This is a genomic window from Janthinobacterium agaricidamnosum NBRC 102515 = DSM 9628 (assembly GCF_000723165.1).
GTDB lineage: Bacteria > Pseudomonadota > Gammaproteobacteria > Burkholderiales > Burkholderiaceae_D > Janthinobacterium > Janthinobacterium agaricidamnosum.
The window spans coordinates 2,203,100-2,208,197 of record NZ_HG322949.1 but is presented as its reverse complement, the minus strand read 5'-3'; the positions used below and the strand labels follow the sequence as shown (position 1 = coordinate 2,208,197).

2 protein-coding genes and 1 pseudogene (1 of these 3 only partly in view) are annotated in these 5,098 nt (G+C 59.9%); 2 read left to right on the top strand and 1 reads right to left on the bottom strand.

Features of this window, described 5'->3' with window-relative positions; all coding sequences use genetic code 11:
* Positions 1-737 (bottom strand): annotated as a pseudogene (locus GJA_RS09430) (IS3 family transposase); it reaches 323 nt to the left of the window's first position.
* Between the two features lie 540 nt (positions 738-1,277).
* Between GJA_RS09430 and GJA_RS09415 the strand changes: the two are divergent.
* Positions 1,278-2,693 (top strand): hypothetical protein, encoded by a 1,416-nt coding sequence (locus GJA_RS09415; protein ID WP_038491365.1) that lies wholly within the window; start codon positions 1,278-1,280, stop codon positions 2,691-2,693.
* Positions 2,694-3,032: 339 nt separating this feature from the next.
* Complete coding sequence (locus GJA_RS09410; protein WP_339325656.1) at positions 3,033-4,529, top strand: FHA domain-containing protein; 1,497 nt, start codon at positions 3,033-3,035, stop codon at positions 4,527-4,529.
* The last annotated feature ends 569 nt before the right edge of the window (positions 4,530-5,098 follow it).

The following is a 5,098-nucleotide window of genomic DNA, read 5'->3' as shown; positions in this document are numbered from 1 at the left end:
TGAGAACAGGTCAAGTACAACGGCTAAATACAGCCAGCCCTCATACGTCCGGATGTAGGTAATGTCCGTGACCCAGACGCGATTTGGCTCTTGCACATCAAACTGCCGCTGCAGATGATTTGGAGCCACCAGCGACGGCGCGCCGCCACGTTTGTACTTGCGCCTGGCGTAACCCGTCTGAGAACGTATCCCAGCCGAGCGCATTAGGCGATGAACGCGATTGACGCCGCATTGTTCACCCAGCTCGCGCAGATCGTCGCAGACCTTGCGGTAGCCGTACACGCTGCCGCTTTCCAGCCAAGATTCCTTGATGGGCACCAGCAGGCGCTTGTCTTCCTTGGCACGTTTGCTTTCAGGGTTCAGACGCCAAGCATAAAAACCGCTCGGATGAACCTCGAGCACTTTGCAAAGCCGTCGCACCGGGAATTGGTCCTGTAACTCAACAATTAAGGTGTACCTTACGCGGACGTCTTGGCAAAGTACACCGCGGCCTTTTTCAAAATGTCGCGCTCCTCCGTGACGCGCTTGAGCTCGGCTTTCAGGCGCCGCATTTCGTCGGCCTGGACATCAACTGCCTTGCGCTCTTCCTCTGGGACGCCATAGCGTTTCACCCAGGCGTACAGGCTATGGATGCTCACGCCAAGCCGCTCTGCGACTTCACTAACCGGGTGCCCGCGCTGCGCCACTTGCTTGACCGCAGCAATCTTGAATTCCTCTGTGTACCGCTTTCCGCTCATACCTTCTCCTTGTGCCCGTAATTATGGCTCAGGAGTGTCTACAATTGTTGTGGCGATTCAGGCGCATTCGCCCCCTCATTCATAGACACATTCGGACGCGGACGCATAGCCACAGAAATTTTGGGTGGCGACATCGCATTCAAAGTTCCTGTCGCGGGACCGTCGTTCGCCGGCATCCTCGTTTCCTATGAGAGCGACGGCAAAATCGACGGGAACGGCGTCCGCGGCGACGTCGGCACGGGCTACACGAATCTGTGCAACACGCTAGTCAATAACAAGGCTAACAAGCCGGCATCGAACTAGGCGGCGCGGTCGGCGGCACCGCTGACCATCGGCCATGTGCCGGCCGCAGCTTGCGCGATCCGCAGTGCCGCCCAGGCCATCGCTACCCTGTTCGACACCATCATGCACACAGCGCCTGCTGGCTTGCATGCCGATCAGCTGAACGCCATCGCACTGCGCGTCCGGCGGCAACACCTCCGAAGGCTTGTCGGCAGGCGATGTATTTTCTGCCGAGATAGATTCTTACAGGAAAAATATATGACTTCTTTAATAGCATTCCAAATTATTAAGAAAGATGTACCAGAGCCACTAAAAGTGCCTAAGCTGGCGCTTATCGTCCTCCGTCCCGCGCGCCCCTTTTGGCGCCACGCTGGCCTGGCCATCAACAGCATCGTCACCCGTATCACCCGCACTGGACGTACCGGGTTGTACCTGGGAAAAAAGCCCGCGCCGCAGCTCAGGCGCCATCCTTGCAGCCAAACAGCAGTTTTGTTTACAGGAGCACCCATCATGCCCATCTATCTTCAGAACCAAGTCACAGCTAACACAGCCGACATTTCCCACCCCGGGACGATCCGCCAGGCGCACAGCCTGGCTCTGCTATTGTCGCGCCTGCGCGGCCGCCTGGCTGCAACGACGGTCATGGCGACCGGCCTCGTGCTCGCATCGCTGGCCGCCGCCTTGCCTGCGCAAGCCGGCCCGACCGTGAAAGGATGCGCGGACGGTATGATTTGTATCTACGCCGATGCAGCCACCTTCAACAACCTCACCACAAACAAACCAATGTATCAAGTGAAATACGAAGAGTCAGTAGCCGCGACTGCTGAGCTGAAACGGCAAGGCGGCGCCACGGCAGGCAAAGTTGGCGTCTTCTCACTCCCGGGAATGACAGGAAAGGCCACCCCGCGCTACATCTTCAACAACAGCAGCAAACAGATCGCCTACATCACCGACGTGCTCCTGAAACCCACCCATAACGTCACCCGCACCATTTACCGCACCGTCAACGGGAAGACCGTGGGAGACATCTCTGTCATCGGGACAGCGCGCACCAGCGCCTGCCGCGTATACAAAGGCGTCAACGACATCGAGCAGGTCGTCGCCCCTCAAACGGGGAAAAGCCTCCCTGCGGCCAACGCGGCGTACACCATCGCCAATAGTCTCCTGAAGAGCCTGGCCCAGGATGCACAAACAGACGAGATAGATGCGTACTACGGCAAGGATAGCTACATCGGAGAGGTGGATATCGAGGAGTTCGTCACGTCCGTCAATGACGTCCTTGACACGATCCCGAAAACAAACCCGATCACCAAGGCCGACATCCAGGCAGCCCCGGGTACAAATTCTTCCGACCAGGCCGTGGTTGCATACGAGGCGGCCGTGGCGGCAATTCTCGCGAAGAACCCAGACAACACGGAGAAAATCCCGGGGGATACGGGCCGGATCATCTTCACGCGTCCTGCCGCGGGACCGTCGTTCGCCGGCATCCTCGTCGCCAACTTCCCCCCCCCAAGCATCATCGGCACGCCCCCCCTCAGCGCCCCCTTCAGCGCCGGCTTCAGCGCTAACGTGGAAGTATACCCAAGCACAGGCGCAGGCGTAGTAGGCATAGAAGACACAAGAGAAAATGCCCTGTGCACCGCACTGATAAATAACAAGGCGGCATCGGACTAAGCAACCGGGCGGAGCAGCCGGCGGCGCCAGTATGGGCCGCGAAATTTTAATAAAACGGCATTGCCGGAAACTCCGCCCCTCCTGGTCTGATCAGCAAAAATGTTGCTTTCGTTGCCAGCAAGCGATACTTATCAAAAAATATGCACCTGGATGTAACAGAATGTTGCCAAGGGCCACTAAAAGCGCGTAAGCTGGCGAGTATCGTCCTGGGTTTCGCGCCCCCCGTTTTGGCGCCACGCTTGCTCAACCATGAAAAAATGTCGTCACCCGGATCACCCGCACTGTACGTACTGGGTTGTACCTGGGGAAAACGCCTGCGCCGCAGGTCATGCGCAATCCTTGCAGCCAAGCAGCAGTTTTGAACTGCTGACGGCGCTGCGCACCAACCGCCCCGATCCATCGGCGACGACGCTTGCGGCCGGCCAGCTTGTAGTACCGCAGCAAGCAGACAATAACGATAGCGAGACGATACTTCCCACGACGCCGAAACGGGACGTGATCGCCGCCCCCGGCAGCGGCGCGCTGGCGCCGGGCAATGCCCATTTGCACATCAGCGGCTTCGATCCGCGCGCGGCCGGCGGCCGGCAAACCCTGAAAATGGAATTGCGCGGCATGGCGGTCGACGGCCCGTCGCACATCGCCATGCAGCTGCAATCGGACTTGATCCCGCATGGCGCGTCGCGCCAGCAATTCGTGCGCACCACGCGCGGCGACTGGCGCCCGGTATTCGTCGAATTCTCGTCGCGCAACAAGGAACACGGCCAATACCAGATCGAGGTCGAAGTGCACAGCCTGTTCGACGGCAGAATTGTCCGCAAATGGGTGTGCACCTTCGTCATCCTGGTGCCGCGGCGCGACGCCACGCTGACCGAAATCCACCAGATATTCCTCAGCACCCATAAAAACGTCCGCGTGATGGCCGACGACGCGGCTATCGCGCGGGTCAGCGCGCCGGCCGGCGGCGGCTACGACCTCGACGTCACCGCGCGCAACGCCGGCATCGCCCACGTCGACCTCGCCGCGCCGCAGGGCAAGATCGACATGGGCTTCACCACCATCGCGTGGGATGAGGAATTGATCGAAATCGACCTGCCGGGCACGCAGCGCAGCCACCCGCACGCCAGCCGCGCCGCTTGCCTGGTCAACGCCGCGCCGGAAGCCGGTGCGCAGCGCCAGATCCGCCTGTTCGCGCTGGAAGAATGCGTGTTCGGCCGCTTTGAGCTGGTCGATCCCGAAGCCGACGTGCTGCTCAGCCATTTCAGCCAGGATGGCCAGGACAACCATGGCTTGACGCGGCGCCTGTCCGGCCGCCACGCCGTGATCCGCCGCGGCCACCATGGGTTTGAAATCGAAGACGTGTCGCGCTACGGCGTGCTGCTGGACGGCGTCTGGCCCGGCAAGCACAAATCGACGCCGCTGCGGCTCGGCATGCGCATCGAACTGAGCGCCAGCATCAAGGGCATCGTGGTCTTGTGCGTCAGCGCCATCATGCCGCACGGCGTGATTTTGCACCGCCTCGACCAGGGCGCCCACGCCGAATGTTTTTATTTGCTGACGCCGGATAAACACCCCGGCTATCCGCTGCCCAACTTTGCCGCCGCGCCAAATGCGGCCGTCCTGCCGCTGCTGTTCCACCACGACGGCGGTTTCTGGCACCTGGATCAAGCGACCGGCAAGGAAACCCCGCTGGGGCCGAATACGCCGCTCGACAAACTGAGCGGGATCGCCCGGCATAACCGGTTCGCCAGCGATCCGTATCCGGAATGCTGGATCATCCGCACCAGCGCATCGAGCAAGGATGGCGTGTGGCCGGCGCAAGCGATGGCGACTGCCTGAACCGGCAGCGCAGCCCTTACCCCTTCTATCACCCGCGCTTGCTTAGCGCGGCGCCAGGACCAGGAAAATCAACGCCAGTCCCGACAGGAATGCAGCCTGCAAGGTAAACACCAAGGCCGGGATTCTTAATTCCGGTGGAATTTTCATGGCTTTCCCCTTCTAAAAGCTTACCGATATTCGAGTGTTTATCGGGATAAAAGTTCGCTTTCCAAAGCAACAACGGATACCGCATCCGCTGGCTTGCTCCGTGCAGCGCCATCATCGGCTATTTCAAACGCCTGTCTGTCATAGCGCAATAGTTCCACCGATTTGCCCTTGTTGGTGCGGAACTTCTCAGGTGTAATGCCTCATACAAAAATGCCCGCTTAGAGCCTATCCCAGTAGTGAGCGTCTTGTTCTGGCCGCGCATCGGGAGCGCGGACCAGGCGTGAGGAGGACGCGTGGCGGGCCACGCGACGACGATCAACGCAGTCCCCGTTCCTGAGGAGCGCCAGAACAGGGCGTATTCATCTACTGGGATAGGCTCTTAGTCATATCCCTATCCTAAGCCGTCTGACAGGAGTGCAATC